Source organism: Gordonia oryzae, assembly GCF_003797185.1.
Taxonomy (GTDB): domain Bacteria; phylum Actinomycetota; class Actinomycetes; order Mycobacteriales; family Mycobacteriaceae; genus Gordonia; species Gordonia oryzae.
The window spans coordinates 97,613-115,170 of the sequence record NZ_RKMH01000010.1 but is presented as its reverse complement, the minus strand read 5'-3'; the positions used below and the strand labels follow the sequence as shown (position 1 = coordinate 115,170).

The following is a 17,558-nucleotide window of genomic DNA, read 5'->3' as shown; positions in this document are numbered from 1 at the left end:
CGCGCTAGCCGACCGGCCCTTCGTGGCCGGTCGGTGTGCGTCGTGCATTGACCAGCAGGCTCAGGAACCGGATTCCGAGGCCGAGCAGGGCCAAGGTGCTGACCATCTGGATCGACACTGCGACACGGGTCTCCTGCGCGACGGCGGTGATGTCGCCGAATCCGGTGGTGGTGAACACCGTCAGGCTGAAGTACAGCGCGTCGATCCGGGTGAGTTTCTCGGTGAAACTACCGTGATCATAGTCGGAGTAGATGAAATAGACTGTCGCGAAGGCGATCACGTAGAACGTGGCCAGCGCCACCAACATTTCGAGGGCGGTGACCACCGGGTACGGCGAGTGTAAAAAATGGTGGATCTCGTAGCCGCAGAACGCGATCAGCAAAGCAACGCCGACCACGAACCCCAGGGTCTTGGAGTTGCTCGCGGCGTTGATCGGCAACAGGAAGTACCCGCACAGCAAGATCACGCCCGCCGCGATCGGCCGAACCACGCCGGCGGCCATCTCGAGGCGGGTGACCTCGTGGCCGCCGATCAGCCGACGGCGATGCGGTTCACCAGATCCGGACACGGTCGGCGTCCGGGAGGAATAGGGCATCACCCTCGGTGACGCCGAACGCATCGTAGAACCCGTCGATATTCCGGACGACCCCGTTGCAGCGGAACTCCGGCGGCGAGTGCGGATCGATCGACAGTCGGCGGATGGCCTCGGCCGCACGGGCTTTGGTGCGCCAGATCTGCGCCCAGCTGTAGAAGACCCGCTGAGTTCCGGTGAGGCCGTCGATCTCCGGCACGTCGGTCCCCGAGGTCGCGAGATCGTAGGCGACGAGCGCGATCGACAACCCGCCGAGGTCGCCGATGTTCTCGCCGATGGTGAACTCGCCGTTCACCTTGTACTGCTCGTCGAGACCCTCGGGTGTGAACTCGTTGTATTGATCGATGAGTGCGCGGGTGCGAGTGGAGAATTCGGCACGGTCGGCCTCGCTCCACCAGTTCACGAGGTTGCCGTCGCCGTCGTACTTGGCGCCCTGATCGTCGAACCCGTGGCCGATCTCGTGACCGATCACCGCGCCGATGCCGCCGTAATTGGCGGCGTCGTCGGCATCGGGATCGAAGAACGGTGGCTGCAAGATGGCCGCGGGGAAGACGATCTCGTTCATCCCGGGGTTGTAGTAGGCGTTAACCGTCTGCGGCGTCATGAACCACTCGTCGCGGTCGACCGGTGTGCCGATCTTCGCGAACTCCCGATCCTGCTCGAAAGACGCGGCCCGCGCGACGTTTCCGATGAGATCGCCACGGTCGACGCTCAGGGCGCCGTAGTCGCGCCAGCGCGCCGGGTAGCCGATCTTGGGGGTGAACTTGCCGAGCTTGGTCAGGGCCTTCTCCCGGGTGGCCGGGGTCATCCACTCCAACTCGGAGATGTTGCGACGGTAAGCCTCGACGAGATTGCCGATCAGTTCATCCATCCGCGCTTTGGCCTCGGGCGGGAAATGCTCGGCCACGTACAGTCGTCCGACGGCGAAGCCCATCGCGTTCTCGACGAAGCCCACGCCCCGCTTCCAGCGGTCCCGGTTGGTCTCCGCGCCGGTCAGGGTGCGACCGTAGAAATCGAAATTCTCCTCGACGAACACTGTGGACAGATATGGCGCCGCTGTGCGCAGCAATCGCCACGACAACCAGGTCGTCCAGTCCGACACGGGGACCTCGGCGACGAGCGTCGAGGCGCCGGTGACGAAGGACGGCTGCCCCACGACCACCTCGGCGAATGTGGTGTCGCCGTCCGTGCCCAAACCGCCGAGCCACGAGTGTAGATCGAAACCCGATGCCGCAGAACCGAACTCGTCGAGACTCATCAGATTATAAGTGAGCTCCGCGTCGCGACGGCGGACCACGTCCCAGTGGTGGTCGGCGATCGCGGTCTCCAGACGCAGTACCGTGGCCGCCCGGTCGACGGCATCGTCGAAGCCGGCGAGGGTGAACATCTTCGACACATGCGCCCGATAGGCGTCGCGCGTCTCGGCGTGCTTGTCCTCGCGGTAGTAGGACTCGTCGGGCAGCCCGAGTCCCGACTGTACGACGTGCAGGAGGTAGCGGTCGGACCGGCGAGCGTCGGTGTCGACGTAGAACCCGAAGAGCCCGCCGACGCCGTGCCGCTGGAGCCGACCCATGTGCGCGGAGAGTTCGCTCACGTCGGAGATCGCGGCGATGGCCTCGAGCTCTCCGGAGATCGGGCCGATGCCGAGCGCTTCGATGTGCTCGGTGTCCATGAAGGAGCCGTAGAGATCGCCGATCTTGGCGGCGTCGGTGCCGCTCTCGGGATTCGATCCGGCGGCTTCGACGATGATGTCGCGGACGTTTTCCTCGGCGTGATCACGCAGCACGTGGAAGGCGCCGTCGACCGATCGGTCCTCGGGGATGGTGTGGGACTCCAACCACTTGCCGTTGACGTGGGTGAACAGGTCGTCCTGGACGCGCACGGCGTCGTCGACCCAGTCGAGGTCCAGTCCAGAAGGGGGCAGAGAAGTATTCGACACGGTCACACGGTCCATCCTGTCACCGCCGTGGCGATTCGTCAGCCGGCATGGTCGAGTAGGGCTTCGGACGAGATCGAGTCGGGTCTTGCGTTTGGCGGGCGGCTGTCGGTGGTGCTGGGTAAGTTGCACGCCATGTATCCCGAGATTCCTGATTCGCCTCCGCCCTCCGGTCAGTTCCCGTCGGGGCACCAGTCCTCGGGACAATTGCCGTCCGCAGGCCAGTGGCTCCCGGCGGCCCCGCCCGCTCCGGCCCCGCCGCCGGTCGTCGGTCCGGTGTACCCGTCACCGGCCCCGTATGGGTACGTGCCGGTTCCGGTGCCCGTCGGCCAGTACACGCCGGTCGTCGTGGTCGGCAGCGAGAAGAGCGTCGGTGTCGCGCTGGTCCTGACCTTCTTCTTCGGCCCGCTCGGCATGTTCTACTCCACGGTCACCGGCGGGCTGGTCATGCTGGGCGTGTACGTCCTGGCCGCACTGCTGTCGATCGTCACGGTGGGGATTCCGCTGTTTCTGGCGTGGATCGGGTGCATGGTCTGGGCGTGCTCGGCGGCCAGCGAACACAACAGGCGGGTCCGCGCGCAGCTGGTCGGGCGCCGGTACTGATTTCGTTGAGCACTTGTCGCCTGTTTTCAGTCATCCGGCGAGTCGATTGACCGCAAAAGCCCAGTTCAGCGAGCGCGTCGATGGGAGAATTGACTGAAAGCAGTCGATCACCCCAGGACTCCCCGAAATCTGCGTTCAGAACTCTCCGAGTGCCGAGTTCATCGCCCAGTGCAGAATCTCGGCGTTTTCGCCGGCTGTCAGCACCACGTCGCCGACGTCTTTTCCGCGGGCGGCGTCCCCGGCGCCGAGTTCGATGGTTGCCCGCGGGTCGTCGGCGTCCACCGAGAAGTCCACTGACCCGGTGACGACGAACAGATGGGTGAACCGTGCCCCGGGGAGCTGGATCGTCGAGCCCGACGGGGGCCGGGCGGCATACAGTGTCGCGCCGGCGTTCGCGATCGAAATGGCTGCCTCGTGGGCGGGGTCGCCGGAGGCCACCGTCACCAGGGCACCGGTGGACAGCTCCGCGGAGACGTCGCGCTGGGCGTAGGAGGGGGACAGGCCATGACTGTCGGGCATGACCCACATCTGCACGTAGTGCGTGGTCGAGGTACCCGACCCCGGCAGATCGGGCCAGGGGTCGTTGCGCTCGGAGTGGTCGATACCGTGTCCCGCGCTCATGCGTTGGGCCAGGCCGGGGACCACCACGCCCGCATGACCGGCGGAGTCACGGTGGACCAGCGAGCCCGAGCTCACCCATGTGACGATTTCGGATTCTTGATGATGATGTGATCCAAATCCGCAATCGGGCGGCAAGAACTCCTCATTGGAGGCAATCAGGGCACCATGATGGGTGTTGGCTGGGTCATAGTGATCTCCGAAGGAGAAGCAATGGTAGGAGGTGAGCCAGGCGGTCGCCGTCAGGCTCCTGTCTCCGGCCCGAATAACCGTGTAGCCCATAACCCATTATGGGCATCGGAGAACAGCGTGGATTCAGGCCGGTCGCGCGCTGCCCGCACCCCGCAGCCCCCGCCACGTTCGACGTCGGGCCGTCATCGCGCCGCGAACGACGACGCCGAGGCGCGGCCCGCACCTCGCGGGCCGCGGGATCGCCGCTTCGACGACAGAACGCCGGTCCGCTCCCCCGGCCGCTCACCCGCCGCCAACAAGCGTGCGGTGCCTGGAGCTCCGGCCTCGGAGTGGGCGGTCGGAGCGCTACGGCGGCAACCGCCGCCGCCGACCACGCGCCCCCGCGCGCGTGACATGCCTCCGCGATCGAGTACTCGGTTCGCCACGGCGTCGGGACCCGACGCCGTGTGCCCAGACCTCGTGCGTACTGCCAAGCACTCGCGCCCCGACGCTCCGCCCAGGTCGTTCACGTCGACACTCGCGGCTCCTGCGGCACGCGACAGCGGGACGGGCGGCGTGTCCGACGTGGGTGTCGTGTCACTGACGAAGACGGTCGTCGGTGACAAAACCGCAGCACGAGACACGATCGTGACCGGTCCGAATCCCGACTGCAAGCCCACGGGATCGAAATCGCGTGTGACTAGAGTGAAAATTGTGACTATGGGTTCTCGTGTGAAGTGGGCGGTGCTGGCCGCGTGCGTCGTGCTGATCTGTGCGGCCGCATTCGGCATCAAGGAGTTGGTCGCGCCGACCCCCGACACCGGAGCCAAGGCGGCGATCAATGCCTTCGCCGCCGCGTGGGGACGCCAGGACGCGGCGGCGACGGCGTCGCTGACCACCGCACCCGGTCAGGCCGGGGAGTCCTTCACCCAGACCTTCCAGGCGATGAATGCCCGCGAGGTCGACGTCGAGGTCCGCAAGCCCGTCGAATACAGCGACGGCACCGCCTCGTTCTCGCTGCAGACGACGTGGAAGTTCGACGCCGACCACAGCTTCACCTCGACCACCTCCGGCGGTGCGCGGCACCTGTCGACCGGGTGGAAGGTCACCTGGGATCCGGCCGTGATCTATCCGGGGCTGCCGGCGGGCGGCAACCTGCGGGAGATCCGCACCGATGCCACACCGGCGCCGACGGTCACCAGCCGCTCCGGCAAGACCTTCATGTATTTGCAGCCGGTCAACGAGATCGTCCTCGACCCCACCCAGACCCGCAACCTCAACTCGTCGGCGGCGGCCCTGGCCAACGCGCTCGCCCCGATCGCCCCGTTGATCACTACCTCGGTGATCAATCAGAAGCTGGCCCAGACGCCGGGTCAGGCCATCACCGCGGTCACCCTCCGCAACTCCGACATGGCTGTTCTCAGGCGTGACCCGGCGTCGGTGCCCGGGGTCACGGTGCGCAGGGCAGGCATGCTCGTCATGGCCGATCGGCGCCTGTCTTCACCGTTGGAGGCGGGTCTGACCAATTACTGGCAGGCCATCCGAGACGCCACCGCCGGTTGGCAGGTGCAGATGGTCGGGCCGGGGTTGGCCCCGCAGCGGCTCGACGGCGAGCAGGGCCCGCCCGGGCCTGCCGTGTCCACCTCGGTCGATCAGGGCGTCCAGCTCAGTCTCGGTGACGCCGCCGTCGAGGTCGGCCAGCCGGCGACGATCATGGCGCTCGATGCCAAGTCCGGGGCGATTCTCGGTGTGGCACAGAATGATTACGCGGCCGACCGGGGCAACAACCTCGACGCCGCCTACCCCGTCGGTACCACACTCGACCCGGTGCTCGCCGCCGTCGACAAGTCGGCCCGCGCGAACCAGGAGACCACCGATCAGATACTCGATCGGCTCGGTCTGGGTGTGCAGTTCACCATCCCCGGCGCCAGCGCACCGACCAAGGGGTCGGGCGTCGCGACCATCGACCTGCAGTCGGCGGCATCGCGAATGTCGATGACCAACATGGCCGCGCTCGGGGTGGCGATGGCGCGCAGTGCGTCGGGCGCGATGAGCTCGGTGGCGCCTTACGTCATCAACGGTGTGCCGACCAAGGTCGCGGGAGGGTCGCTGGGAAATCTCGATGCCGGACTGACCACTCCGATCTGGGCCGCGATGAGGAGCACCGCCAAGTCCGGCGACGCCAGTGACCTCACCAGCGCTCCCGGCCTGCGTGCGCTCGTCGGCACCAACGGGCCCGAGGGTCCTGGGTGGTTCGTCGGCGTCCAGGGCGGCAAGGTCATCGTCATCTACACCGAGGGGCCGAAGTCGGGGACCGCAGCACTGCAGGTGGCGCAGAAGTACTTCCGGATCAACTGAGTCATCACTTGCGACCCGGTGTGGACCGAGGCCCGATGGTGACCGGCTACTGCGCGGCGTCGGCCGGCCGGGGTGCTTCGGCAGTCGCCGTGCGCCGCAGGATGAGAGCCGCCAGCGCCCGCCAGCCCAGGACGACCAGGCCGAGGAACAGTGTCGCGACGATGATGAAGCTCGCCTCGGTGCCCTCGTGGAGCAGATACCGCAGGATCATGCCGACGGTGACGGTGCAGAACCAGATGGCCAACCCGGCCGGTGCCAGGCGCTCCGGGCGGAAGTCGCGACCGAACCAATCGCTGGAACGCACGTGGGAGTAGACGTAGACGATCGACCAGCCGACCGCTGTACCGGCGAGGAACGGCCACAGCGTCTGAGCCACACCGAGCGGGTTGAAACCGTTGTGGTGTGAGGCCCGACCGATCAGCACGAACACGGTGACGGCGACGATATCGACGAGTGCGGTGACCGGCAACCGCACGTGTGCAGACGCCTGTGAGTGGGACCGGGGCCCCCTGGTGGCCATGTCAGGACTCGACATGGTCATCCACGGTAGCCCGAAATCCTCGTCAGGCCGAACCCGCTCCGTCATTCGGCGGATCTGGGCGGGTCCTCGGCGCGCGGCGTGTGGTCGGATATGCCGGTCTTGTCCCGATCCTCGAGCTCGTCGATCACCCTCGGGTGCTCGCGGTTGTAGGTGGCCTCGATTTCTCCCTTGTCATGGATGCCCGTCCGGAACTTCGCGAGGATGACGACCCATCCGACTGCTGCGATCAGGACGTAGCTGACGATTCGATAGATCAGGACGGCGGTCAGCGCGTCTGCGGCCGGGATGCCCGAGGTGGTCAACGCCGGTACCAGGACCGCATCCACGACACCGATTCCGCCGGGCAGCAGCGGCACCGCGGTGCCCACCGCCTTGCCGGCGGCGTAGGCGACCATCGCCCCCGAGATCGACGGGTGCGCGCCGATCGCCCAGCACGCGAACATCAGACATGCGATGTCGGTGACCCAGTTGAACAGGCTCCAGCTGAACGCGACGGTGGTGTCGCGGCGGGTCAACTGCACCGCTCGGAGCTGTTCGAGGACCTCGTTGAATCGCTCCAGACCCGAGTCCGCGGGCTTGTTGCGCAGATCGTTGTACCAGCCCAGAACCCGTTCGCCGGTGGACTGCAGCGACTCGGGGTGGGTGGCCAGGAACTGCAGGATGAGCGCGACGGCGACGAAACCTACGATGGAGAACACCAGTGAGAACGGGTTGGTCTTGGCGCCGGCGAGCACCGCGCCACCGAAACCGAGGACGGCCAGACCCACGCCCGCCAGCAACCCCGACATCACCACCTGCCAGGACGAGACGACCGACGTGGCACCCCACTTGCGGGTTTCGCGATAGGTGAACGCCGGCGCCAGCACCTGCCCGCCGGGCATCGTTTGGGACAACGAGTTGGCCGCCAGCACTACCGCAAGCGATTGCAGCTGCCGGACTCGCACGCCGGCCGAACGCAGAAGCGCCCGCTGGACCTGGGCGAAGCTGTCCATCGAGAGCACGGCCGCAACAATGCACGCCACCAGCCACACCCAGTCCAGATCGCCCGTACGGTGCCAGACGCGCTCGAGTTTCGGCCACATCAGCGCTACCTCGACCGCGAGAATCGCGATCACCAATGCGAGCAAGACCCATCGGAGCCACCAGAATCGGCGACGCAATGTCGGATGCGCGCCGAGCGACGGATTCTCCGATGACATAGCCATCACCCTAACGACCGCTACGCTGACAATTGTGAACGATGGTTCCCCGGCGGGCTCGGCGACCGGCGACGGTAACAGGGTGTCCCAGCCGGGTGTGTCCCAGCCGGGCTGGGCTCTTGCCGACCTCGATCGGTCGTCGGTACATCCGATGGTTCGCAAGGCGGCCGAGTGGAGTTGGCGGCTTCTGCTGATCCTGGTGGCGATCTACGTCGTGGGTCGGTTGTTCAAGCAGTTCGACGAGGTCACGGTGCCACTGGCATTGGCGATCCTGCTGTCGGCGTTCTTGGCGCCCGCCGTCGATTTCCTCAATCGCCGTCGGGTTCCGCGGTCGCTGGCGGTCGTCATCGTGATGTTCACCGCGCTTGGAGTGGTCGCGGGTGTGTTGGCATTTGTCGGGCGGGCCTTCGTCAACGGGTTCCCGCAGCTGACCAATGAGGTGGTCGCGACGGTCGACCAGACGCGACAGTGGTTGACCAACGGGCCATTGGGTATCGACCCCTCGCAGGTCAATCATCTCGGCAACAACATCATCGACCTGATGCAGCACAATCAGGAAAAGCTCGCCAGCGGCGCACTCGCCACCGCGACCACCGCCACCGAGCTTGTCACCGGCCTGCTGTTGATGCTCTTCCTGATGATCTTCTTCCTCTACGGGGGCGGTCAGATCTGGGAGTTCTGTGCGCAACTGATCCCCCGCAGCTCGCGGGAGAAGGTCGTCGCGGCGGGGTTTGCCGGTTTCGCAACGCTGGTGGCGTACGTGCGTGCGACCGTCGTGGTTGCGCTCGTCGACGCCGTCTGCATCGGGATCGGCCTGGCGATTCTCCGTGTGCCGCTGGCGCTTCCGCTGGCCACGGTGATTTTTCTCTTTTCCTTCATCCCGATTGTCGGTGCGCTGATCAGTGGAACTCTCGCCGTGATCATCGCGCTGGTCACCCAGGGCTGGCTGACCGCGGTGATCGTGCTCGCGATCCTCGTCGGCGTCATGCAACTCGAAGGGCATGTGCTGCAACCGTTCCTGATGGGTCGTTCGGTGCGATTGCATCCGGTTGCCGTGGTCCTCGGGATCGGCGCGGGCATTGTTGCCTCAGGAATCGTCGGCGGTCTGCTCGCAGTGCCGGTGATCGCCTTCGCCAACACCGCGATCCGTCATCTGTGCGGCAACCCGCTCACCGAGGTGATCAAGGGCGACGGGGCGTTCGAGGCGGCCCCCGATCCGCCGATCTGGGATCGATTACCTCTCGACCCGGAGATAGGCGACCCCGATGCAGACACCGACCGTCACGCGCCGGAGCCGGACCGCGAGAACCCCGACCCCGGGGACGCAAGCCCCCCGGATTCCGGCCGCAACGGAAGCGATTCTGACCGCAAGCGGTCTTAGTCGCCCGTCTGGTCGCTGCGGCTGCGGCGCAGCAGCTCGTGCACGCTGATCCGATCGTCGTCCTCGGTGCCGCGGGCATGACGATCCGATGTCGTCCGGTCACTGCCCGGCGCGGCGGCTCGCGAGTCGTCGGTGTACGGCGCGCCCGCACGATCAGATCCGGCGCGACCTGGTCCGGCGTGATCGGGGTCGTCGGCCGTGGCGGTCGAATTCGGGGTCGGATCGCCGACGGCGCGCGGCGGCACCAGCCGCGACGATCCCTGCGACAGACCACGATCCATGGGGGAGAGGTGGTCGGGACGTGCCCCGGCGGGGGCCGGGCGACTGCGTCGAGAGCGTTCCTCCGGGCTCAACGATGCGGCCAGCGGACGCCGGCCGGTCTGGTCGAGCTCGGGCCGACGCGACAGCGGTGATCCCGGTCCTGGTTGTGGCCCGCTCGCACTGCCAGGTGGAGGTCCCGTCGGCGGTGTCGGTGGTCGGCTGGTCAGGTCGGGACGTGCACGGCGGCCCGGCTGGGATGCAGTGTCGCGCTGGGGTCGGCCTGTCGCCGGAGGGGCCGTTCGGGGGCGTGGCGTACCCGCCGGTTGCGGCCGTGCTGAGCCCGAAGTGTGTGGTGCGCCCGAAGTGTGTGGTGCGCCGGGTGATTCCGCAGCGCCTGCGACAGGGCCGGGCGCACTGAGCCGGATGCCGCCCTCGCCGAGGCTCCACCCGCCGGTATCGGGGCTGTCCTGTGTGCTCGGCGAGTAGCGCCGCGGCGGGGCCGACGGTGCGTCGATGGGCGCCGAGGCCGCCGGCCGAGGTACCGCCGGACGGGGGCCGGTCGTCACGCGCGGCGCCGGCATCTCACCCGACGGAGGTGCAGACGGACCGCGCCGTGCGGTCGCCTTCTGCGCCGGAACCTTCTGCGCCGGAACCTTCTGCGCCGGAACCTTCTGCGCCGGAACCTTCTGCGCCGGAACCCGTTGCGGCTGGCCCTGATTCGACGTCGAAGGGGTTACGGCCGATGCGGGTGCGGCGGGCCTGCGTGGTCCGCCCGATTCCACCGTATGCGGGGTGGCCCGACCGGCGCGGCGTCGCGTACCCGCCGCTGACGGCGCTGCGGCCATCACCGATGTCGGGACCTCCGAGACCAGTGTGCCCGCACTGATTGCGCGTGGTCCGACGGCGTCTGGACGCATGTCGTCGGGTTCCTCGTCGAGAATGGTCTCGCCCAGGCCGATCTTTCGCTGCAGCGTGCGCATCCACCGCGGTGCCCACCAGCAGTCGTCGCCGAGCAGCTTCATCACCGACGGCACCAACAGCATGCGAATGATGGTGGCGTCCAAGATGAGTGCGGCGATCATGCCGTAGGCGATGTACTTCATCATCACGATCTCGGACAGGCCGAACGCGCCGGTCACCACCACGAGAATAGCGGCGGCCGCAGTGATGATGCGACCGGTCAGCGCCGTGCCGACGCGGATCGCCTCGGTGGTCGACGCCCCGCGCTGTCTCGCTTCGACCATGCGGGACAACAGGAATATCTCGTAGTCCGTGGATAGGCCGAACACGATGGCGATGATCAATACCAGCACCGCGGCGAACAGCGGGCCGGGAGTAAAGTTGGCGATGCTGGCACCATGTCCGTCAACGAAGATCCACGTCAGGATGCCCAGCGTGGCGCCGAGACCCAGTACCGACATCAACGCCGCCTTGATCGGCAACACCACCGACCCGAACGCCAGGAACATCAGCAGTCCGGTGATCAGCACGAGCATCAAGGCCATCAAGGGAAGTCGTTGCAGCAGGGCATCAATGGAGTCCTGCGTGAGCGTCGGCGTGCCGGCCACCCACATGCGCATATCGCTGGGCACCGCGATCTTGCGGAGATCCTTGATCGCCTCACCTGCGGTGTCGCGGTTCACCAGACCCGCCGACATCTGCAGTACCTGCAGTCCCGACGAGCCGTAGTTGCCGGTCAGTGCGCCGTCATCGGCGGAGGAGCTGAACTTCTTCGTGAAGCCGGGAACCTTGTTCGCCTCGTCGGCGATCTGCGAGATCGCATTACCCGCCGACGAATTGTTCTCGTCGTACATGATGACGAGCTTGATGTCCTCGGTGCGTTCGGTCGGGAAGTACTTGTCGAACGACTCCTGCGCGGCCCGGCTCGGATTGTCCGGCGGCAGGTACTGCTCGCTGATGCCGCCGAACTTGATGCCACCGAACGGGATCGTCAGCACCAGTAGCAACAGCACGGTGGGAACCGCGGTGGCCACCGGATGCTTCATCACCCAGCCCGAAAGCCGACCCCAGAATCCGTTCTCGACTTCTTCCCGCGACTTGGTGCGGCCGGTGAGGTCGGCGACGCGGTGGTCGAGCCTATCGGCGCCCGACGGGGAGAACGTCCGCACGATCGGGAACAGGGTGTAGGAGAGCATCCAGCGCAGCGAGAACGCGTCGACGCGCGGCCCGAGAATGCCCAGGAGCGCGGGCAGCACGGTGATCGAGAGGATCGCCGCCAGCGACACCGACGCGATCGCACCGTAGGCCACCGACTTGAGGAAGCCCTGCGGCATGATCAGCAGACATGCAATAGCCGCGACGATGATCGTCGCCGAGAACACCACCGTCTGACCGGCGGTCATCACGGTTCTTCGTACCGCGGCTTTCGTCGAATATCCTTCAGCGAGTTCTTCTCGGAACCGGCTGACGATGAACAGCCCGTAGTCGATGGCGATACCCAGACCGATCAGGGTGACCACCGATTGGGCGAAGATGTTCAGTTCGGTGATCTGGGCGATCGCGTTCATGATGCCCAGCGAGCCGGCGATCGTCAGACCGCCGATGAAGACCGGCAGACAGGCGGCGATGACACCGCCGAAGATGAAGAACAGCATCAGCGCAACCAGCGGCAGGGCGATGATCTCGGCGCGGTGGATGTCGGCGTCCATGCCGCGGGCCATGGCTCCTGCGACGGGCTGCAGGCCGGCGAGCTGGAACGAGGTGCCCGCCGGTAGGTCGTAGCGCTGCGCGATGTTGCCGAAGAACGGTTCGATCGTCTTGAAGTTGTTGAGCACCGTGGTGTCGTCGTTGCCGGCGACACCGATACTGATGAATGCCCGCTGCTGATCAGGGGTGATCGTGCGGGATCGGACGATGTTCTGAGCAGCCTTGCCCGCGGCATCGGTCGGGGTGAAGAACGGGTCAATGATCTGCTGGTTGTTCCGCAGCGCCAGCTGTTCGCCCTCCGGAGTGGAGGTGTCGCCGTTGTAGGCGCGCTGCACGACCGTCGGATACTTGGTCAGCAGGTCGTCGACGAATTTCTCGACCTTCGTGCTGACCTGCGGGTCGGTCACCTTGGTGCCGGGCGGGGCGGTGATCAGCAGGATGACGTCGGAGCGGTGATCGCGGCCGAGGGCGGTGTCGGCGACGACCGAACCCTTCGACGACTGTGACGTCGGATCGAACCACCCGCTCTGGCTGAGATGTTTGCTGAGTCCGAGGCCGTAGAGCCCCAGTCCGCCCATCAACACCACCAGGACGGCGATGACGGCGAAGCGCATCCGATAGACGAATGTGCCGATGGCTCCGAACACGCCGAGTCCTTTCTGAAAGTCCGGGGAAGATATTGTCGCAGCGCCTCCTGAGCTCTCCCTGAGGTACTGCTCGCGTGAGGCTCCCGACGCCTCGTTACTGCGGTTGTGCCACTCGGCTCACCGCAGAAGCGCCGACAGCGGCCGGAACGGCGCCAGCCACGCGCCCTCGTCGGGCAGCGAGTCCAGGCCGATACGCGGTAACGGTTCACGGAATACACCGGGGATGTCTTCGAGATCGACGAACTCGAGTTCGTCGGTCGTCAACGCCCAGCTGGCATGTTCGCGGAACCCGATCACGGTGACCGGGACACCGTCGGCGACGATCTCCAACAGTGGCTCCCGGAACGCCTGCCCGTCGGCAGACGCCACGATCAGTCCGGCTAACCCCACAGTGTGCCTGCGCAACTCGATATGGTCGAGCATGTCGGAGTCGACATCGCTGTCCTCGGACATCTTGGGCTTGGCGAAGACGGCGTACCCGACGTTGCGCAAGGCCTCCACCCACGGCCGAACCACATCCGCGCTACCAGGCACGATGTTGGTGAACACAGTCGCTTCTGGTTCCACTGGATGCCCGGCCGCCGAGCCGTCGGAGGCTGTGTCGAGTTCCACGTCGCCGGCCGCGCGTCGCCCGGACAGATCGGCCGTGCGGGTCAGCATCCACCGTCCAAGAGCGTCGAAACGCGGGCGGTGCGCCGCGGTCGGCCGACCGCCGAGGATCGCGCCGAGACCCATGTCCATGTTCGGTGCATCCCACACCAGGAGCATGCGCGGGGCACCGCTCTGGCCGGCGATCGTGTCGGCGAATCGGCCGCCGGGTGGGGTCGGTGCGGCGTCGTTCATCGATTCTCCTCGGGCCTGGCGGGTGGGTCCTGCGGCGGCTTGACGTAGACGAACTCGTTGACGTCGCGTCCCTCGCGTTCGGCGCGTCCCTCGAACTTCGTGGTCGGACGGCTCAGCGAGATGGGTGTTGGGCGGGTCGCCGGCACCACGTGCGGCGCGGCCGGGTTCTGGGTGGCCAGGATCTCGGCGATCCATTCGGCGTAGTCGGCGTGGTCGGTAGCGATGTGCACAATCCCGCCGTCGACGAGGCGATCGGCCATCAACTCGACGGTGCCGCGCTGGATGAAACGGCGCTTATGGTGGCGGGATTTGGGCCATGGGTCGGGAAAGAAGACCCGGATGCCGGTGAGACTGCGTGGCGCGATCAGTTCTCGCAGTACCACCAGTGCGTCCCCGCGGATCATCCGGATATTGGTGAGACCGCCCCGATCGATCAGGCCGAGGAGCTGCGCGAGTCCCGGTTGGTAGACCTCGACGGCAACGACATCGATGTCGGGTTCGGTCTGCGCCATCGCCGCTGTCGAGATCCCGGTACCGCTGCCGACCTCGAGGACGCGCGGCGCGTCCCGGCCGAACGCGGCGGCCATGTCCATCGGCGGCTCCGGGGTCTGATCGACACCGGTGGCCAGATCGCGGCCCAGTCGGGGCCACAGGGTCTCCCACGTGCGCTGCTGGTTGGGCGTCAAGGTGCCGCGCCGGAACCGGAAGCTCGTCACCCGCGGGTACAGCCGCGACCGATCGGCGGGCTGGTCCCGGATGGATTCATCCTGCTCACGGCCGCAGAGGTCGGTGGCGCGCGGCGCCGGTCGGTCGGTGTTCACCGGTCCATCGTGTCCTATCGCCGTGGAGAGGTCATCCTCGACACCCTGGGCCTGTGCATTTCTGTGCCGCACGTCGGGCTTGTCCGGGTTAGGCTGCCAGACCAGGGGAGATGTGGGGGAGAGGTAAATGACCGACCGACGTGGTGAGCTGGCGCGTGTGCTCGAGGGCGCTCCGTCGACGGTGTGTGACGCCTTGCCCGCCGTGGTGCGCGCCGAGGTGTTGGCGGCGGCGCGCCATCACCGGCGCCTCCTGACGATCGCGGTCACCGGCCGGCCGGGCACCGGTCGCGACACCATGACGCGGGCGGTGCGGGAGCGATTGCGAGTCGGCGCGCTCGGCCCAGGCGAGGACCCCGACGCGATCGACGGCGCCGACCTCTGGGTGCACGTGATCGTGTCCGAGGTACGCCCCGCCGACCACGAGATCCTGGCGTCGTTGCCCGCCGAGCGCACGATCGTCGTCCTCGGCAAGGCCGACACCCACCCCGATCCGCGCGACGCCGCGCACGCAGCGGCCGATGCCGCCCGGACACTGCGCCGACCGGTCACCGCCGTCTCGGCGCTTCTCGCCTGCGCCGATGTCACCGAGGCGGAATGGATCTTTCTCGCCGACCTCGTCGCCCGCGACGAGCAGATGCCGTCGATGGCCGGGCACTTCCTCATGGGCGATCCCGGCGGACGCGAACGCACCCTGCGACGTGGACTGCTCCGGCGCCTCGACCGGTTCGGTATCGAGACCGCTCTGGACCTGTTGGGTGCGGGTGTGGTGGCTGATGTCGACGGTCTCAATGCGGCATTGCACCGGCTCAGTGGCATCGAGGCGATCGTCCCAACGGTCGCCGCGCGGGTCGGCGAGGTCCGTGCGCGTCGGGAGTGCCTGGTTCGCGATCGCCTGGAGGGTCGGGCGGTTGCAGGCATTGCACGCGAGGGGATCGAGCAGTTGTTGCGCATGCCGGAGGTGGTGCGGTGAACGCCACCGCTGCGCTGCGGGTCAACCCAGAAGGAACCAACCCAGACGGGATCTACCCAGAAGGGATCTACCACCAGGTGTGGCGGGCGACCGGTTTCGATGCGACGAGCATGCCGGTGCCCGGTGCTCGGATCGTGGTGGCCGGGGCGGTGGGTGCGTCCGTCGAGGATCTGCTGGCGGCCTGCGCGGCGGTCGCCCCCGACCTACCGATGTCGGCGAGGGGTTCCGGAATGGGAACCGGTGGGATTGGCGCGGGCCTGATGGTGCTGGATCCGTCCTCCGACCTCGAGGCCGACGAGGTCGAGCTGTTCGTGCGGTTGCGGACCGAGGTGGGCACGGTCGCCTTGGTGTGCACCGGAATCGACGCATTCTGGGAATGGCCGCGACGGCTGCGCGCTCAGCGCGCCGTACTCGATCCCGCCGAGGAACTGCCGGTATTCGCGGTATCGGCGGCGGCTGGGCTGGCGGGCGCGGTCGAGGAGTCCGGCCTGACCGACCTGGTGGCCTGGATGCGCGAGGGTCTGATACGACCGATCGAGCAACGTGTCGAGCAGGCCAGGCTCGCGGCGTGTGTCACGGCGCTGGACCGGCGTATCCGCGACGACCATCTCTCGTCGGCCACCGCTGCGCGCACCGACCCGGACGACCTGATGCGTCGCCGCCGGACTCTGGTGGCCACCCGTGACCGCGGGCGCACCGACCGGCTGGCCGCGGTTCGGGCCGGCGTCGCCGGGGTCCGCACGGCCACGATCGCCGACGCGCAGACCGGGTTCCGGACGCTGCTCGCCGCGGCGAACCGTCGTTGTGCGCACGCCGCTCCCGGTGAGCTGGCGACCCATCTGACCTGGCTCGACTCCGCGATCGCAGAGGTCAATGCCCGCGTGGACGCCGTTCTCGACGACCGGCTCGAGGCCGTCGGGGCCACCGCGCTACTCGGCGTCGACGGCGACGAGCCGGGTCGCGGAGCAGGTCCGGCGGGGCAGTCGGTGTCGGCGGTGCGTCGTGCCCCGCCGACCGGTCGTCGAGGCGCCGAGGACGCGCTGATGGTGCTCATCGGGGCGTCCACCGGCGTCGGCGTCGGCCGCCTGATCGTCTCGCCGATGACGGCGGTGCACACGCTGCAGTGGATTTCGATGCCGTTGACGTTGGTGATCGGCGTGGCTGTGGCGTTCTGGGTGATCCGGATTCGCCGGGCGGCTGCGCGCCGTACCGATCTGCGGTCCTTCTCGGCCGAGGTCCTCAGCGAGGCTCGCGGTCGGCTCGAACAACGCATCGCCTCACGCAGCGCCGAGGCCGAATCGCGTTTGGCCGGGCAGATCACCCGGCATCATGAACGACGGGTCCGCCACGTCGCCGCCGCCGTCGCCGATATCGACGCGTCCCTGCGCCGCTTACGCGCCGGGCCACTGTCCGGGGCCGCGACGGAGTCGGCCCGGTTGGCCGGGTTGCGGCGCACCGTTGCGGCACGGCTTGCCGAGATAACGCGGACAAAGGTGCGGGCCGGCACGACCACCGCGCCCGCGGTCACAAGGAGTGAGCAGTGATGGAACCGTTCGTACTGGGCGAGGGTGGCGACCCGGACGACGACGCGGCGGCCGGGTTATGGCATGGCGATGCGGAGAGCCAGGACGCGGACCATCTCGCTGGACTTCCCGACACCCCGCTGCCCGGTGAGGAGCCCGACGCGGGCGCTGATGACCACCTGTGGATGTACGACGACGGTCGGATCTGGGATCTCGGTCCAGCCGACGTCGATACCGACGCCGACGGCGTCGCCGACTCGTTGACCCGCGCCGGCCCCGACGGCATGACCGTCTACACCGACCGCGATCACGACGGGCGCGTCGACACCATCACCCATATCGGGTCCGACGGCGACTACGAGGCGCACCGGCTGGCCGCCGACGGGCGCACCTGGGTACCGACGGATTCGGGCCGGCTTGACTGACT

The 17,558-nt window shown here is 67.4% G+C and carries 14 protein-coding genes; 6 read left to right on the top strand and 8 right to left on the bottom strand.

The annotated features are described in order from the left end of the window. Window positions 1-4 precede the first annotated feature (4 nt). Window positions 5-568: a potassium channel family protein gene (locus tag EF294_RS14105; RefSeq protein WP_246007862.1), complete on the bottom strand. Its 564-nt coding sequence runs from the start codon at window positions 566-568 to the stop codon at window positions 5-7. Next, window positions 552-2,546: a M13 family metallopeptidase gene (locus EF294_RS14100; protein ID WP_123931149.1), complete on the bottom strand. Its 1,995-nt coding sequence runs from the start codon at window positions 2,544-2,546 to the stop codon at window positions 552-554. The genes EF294_RS14105 and EF294_RS14100 overlap by 17 nt, the downstream gene beginning before the upstream one ends. Before the next feature lie 12 nt (window positions 2,547-2,558). Between EF294_RS14100 and EF294_RS14095 the strand changes: the two genes are divergently transcribed. Continuing rightward, window positions 2,559-3,131, top strand: a complete 573-nt coding sequence (locus tag EF294_RS14095) for a hypothetical protein (protein ID WP_246007861.1) — start codon at window positions 2,559-2,561, stop codon at window positions 3,129-3,131. A gap of 135 nt (window positions 3,132-3,266) precedes the next feature. Here the strand turns inward: EF294_RS14095 and EF294_RS14090 are convergent, their stop codons facing one another. Continuing rightward, complete coding sequence (locus EF294_RS14090; protein ID WP_123931146.1) at window positions 3,267-4,031, bottom strand: pirin family protein; 765 nt, start codon at window positions 4,029-4,031, stop codon at window positions 3,267-3,269. A 609-nt stretch (window positions 4,032-4,640) separates the two neighbouring features. Between EF294_RS14090 and EF294_RS14085 the strand changes: the two genes are divergently transcribed. Then, the gene (locus EF294_RS14085) at window positions 4,641-6,278 is read left to right on the top strand and encodes an NTF2-like N-terminal transpeptidase domain-containing protein (RefSeq protein WP_185091089.1); all 1,638 of its coding nucleotides are present in this window, start codon (window positions 4,641-4,643) and stop codon (window positions 6,276-6,278) included. 46 nt (window positions 6,279-6,324) lie between these two features. On the opposite strand, the gene EF294_RS14080 is transcribed toward EF294_RS14085, so the two are convergent. Then, window positions 6,325-6,798, bottom strand: coding sequence for a DUF3054 domain-containing protein (locus tag EF294_RS14080; RefSeq protein WP_246007876.1), 474 nt, complete (start codon window positions 6,796-6,798; stop codon window positions 6,325-6,327). Between the two features lie 62 nt (window positions 6,799-6,860). Next, window positions 6,861-8,018, bottom strand: coding sequence for a lysylphosphatidylglycerol synthase transmembrane domain-containing protein (locus EF294_RS14075; protein ID WP_123931143.1), 1,158 nt, complete (start codon window positions 8,016-8,018; stop codon window positions 6,861-6,863). A 97-nt stretch (window positions 8,019-8,115) separates the two neighbouring features. Between EF294_RS14075 and EF294_RS14070 the strand changes: the two genes are divergently transcribed. Beyond that, window positions 8,116-9,399, top strand: a complete 1,284-nt coding sequence (locus EF294_RS14070) for an AI-2E family transporter (protein ID WP_123931373.1) — start codon at window positions 8,116-8,118, stop codon at window positions 9,397-9,399. Here the strand turns inward: EF294_RS14070 and EF294_RS14065 are convergent. The 3 genes from EF294_RS14065 to trmB form a co-directional block, all read right to left on the bottom strand. Continuing rightward, window positions 9,396-12,974, bottom strand: a complete 3,579-nt coding sequence (locus EF294_RS14065) for an MMPL family transporter (protein WP_123931140.1) — start codon at window positions 12,972-12,974, stop codon at window positions 9,396-9,398. The genes EF294_RS14070 and EF294_RS14065 overlap by 4 nt on opposite strands. A gap of 117 nt (window positions 12,975-13,091) precedes the next feature. After that, window positions 13,092-13,817, bottom strand: coding sequence for an NYN domain-containing protein (locus tag EF294_RS14060; protein ID WP_123931137.1), 726 nt, complete (start codon window positions 13,815-13,817; stop codon window positions 13,092-13,094). Next, window positions 13,814-14,575 carry a tRNA (guanosine(46)-N7)-methyltransferase TrmB gene (gene trmB, locus EF294_RS14055; protein WP_123931371.1) on the bottom strand — a complete coding sequence of 254 codons (762 nt, stop codon included), beginning with the start codon at window positions 14,573-14,575 and terminating at the stop codon, window positions 13,814-13,816. Before trmB ends, EF294_RS14060 begins: the two co-directional genes overlap by 4 nt. Window positions 14,576-14,765: 190 nt before the next feature. Between trmB and EF294_RS14050 the strand changes: the two genes are divergently transcribed. The 3 genes from EF294_RS14050 to EF294_RS14040 are packed head-to-tail and all read left to right on the top strand — an operon-like array spanning window position 14,766 to window position 17,556. Next, window positions 14,766-15,608: a hypothetical protein gene (locus EF294_RS14050; protein WP_123931134.1), complete on the top strand. Its 843-nt coding sequence runs from the start codon at window positions 14,766-14,768 to the stop codon at window positions 15,606-15,608. Next, a complete protein-coding gene (locus EF294_RS14045) occupies window positions 15,605-17,152 on the top strand; it encodes a hypothetical protein (protein WP_123931132.1) in 1,548 nt (515 codons plus the stop codon). The genes EF294_RS14050 and EF294_RS14045 overlap by 4 nt, the downstream gene beginning before the upstream one ends. After that, entirely contained in the window at window positions 17,152-17,556 is a 405-nt protein-coding gene (locus EF294_RS14040; protein ID WP_123931129.1) for a DUF6802 family protein, read from the top strand. The genes EF294_RS14045 and EF294_RS14040 overlap by 1 nt, the downstream gene beginning before the upstream one ends. The last annotated feature ends 2 nt before the right edge of the window (window positions 17,557-17,558 follow it).

Coding starts and splice junctions, on each gene's coding strand:
- EF294_RS14085 (WP_185091089.1), top strand. CDS start 4,641: ATGGGTTCTCGTGTGAAGTGGGCGGTGCTGGCCGCGTGCGTCGTGCTG.
- EF294_RS14075 (WP_123931143.1), bottom strand. CDS start 8,018: ATGTCATCGGAGAATCCGTCGCTCGGCGCGCATCCGACATTGCGTCGC.
- EF294_RS14100 (WP_123931149.1), bottom strand. CDS start 2,546: ATGGACCGTGTGACCGTGTCGAATACTTCTCTGCCCCCTTCTGGACTG.
- EF294_RS14040 (WP_123931129.1), top strand. CDS start 17,152: ATGGAACCGTTCGTACTGGGCGAGGGTGGCGACCCGGACGACGACGCG.
- EF294_RS14060 (WP_123931137.1), bottom strand. CDS start 13,817: ATGAACGACGCCGCACCGACCCCACCCGGCGGCCGATTCGCCGACACG.
- EF294_RS14090 (WP_123931146.1), bottom strand. CDS start 4,031: ATGGGCTACACGGTTATTCGGGCCGGAGACAGGAGCCTGACGGCGACC.
- EF294_RS14080 (WP_246007876.1), bottom strand. CDS start 6,798: ATGGCCACCAGGGGGCCCCGGTCCCACTCACAGGCGTCTGCACACGTG.
- EF294_RS14050 (WP_123931134.1), top strand. CDS start 14,766: ATGACCGACCGACGTGGTGAGCTGGCGCGTGTGCTCGAGGGCGCTCCG.